A 392-nucleotide genomic window follows, 5' to 3' on the forward strand; every position below is an offset into this window, starting at 1 on the left:
CCGAGGCAGAGCACGAAGACGATGACCACGCCGGAGGCGAGGCCGGGCAGCGACAGCGGGAAGAATATCTGCCGGAAGGTGGCGCCCGGGCTGGCGCCGAGCTTCATGCCGGCGCGCAGGCAATCGATGTCGATCGTCTTCATCGAGGCGTAGAGCGGCAGCACCAGGAACGGCAGCATGATGTGGGTCATGCCGATAATGACGCCGGCGAAATTGTTGGCGAGCGGCAGCGGCTGGCTAATGACGCCGAGGTCGATCAGCCAGCTGTTGATCAGGCCCTTGCGCTGCAGGATGACCAGCCAGGCATAGGTGCGCACCAGCACCGAGGTCCAGAACGGCAGGATGACCAGGATCAGGCAGATCGAGGCCGCGCGGCGCGGCAGTTGCGACAG

At 65.3% G+C, this 392-nt stretch carries 1 protein-coding gene; it reads right to left on the minus strand.

Translation table 11 applies throughout. From position 1 onward, the window contains the following. Window positions 1-392 (minus strand): ABC transporter permease (locus EN807_RS32975; protein ID WP_135937971.1); only part of this gene is annotated, 392 nt, incomplete at both ends.

It is taken from the genome of Mesorhizobium sp. M5C.F.Ca.ET.164.01.1.1, assembly GCF_004792125.1.
Classification (GTDB): Bacteria; Pseudomonadota; Alphaproteobacteria; order Rhizobiales; family Rhizobiaceae; genus Mesorhizobium; species Mesorhizobium wenxiniae.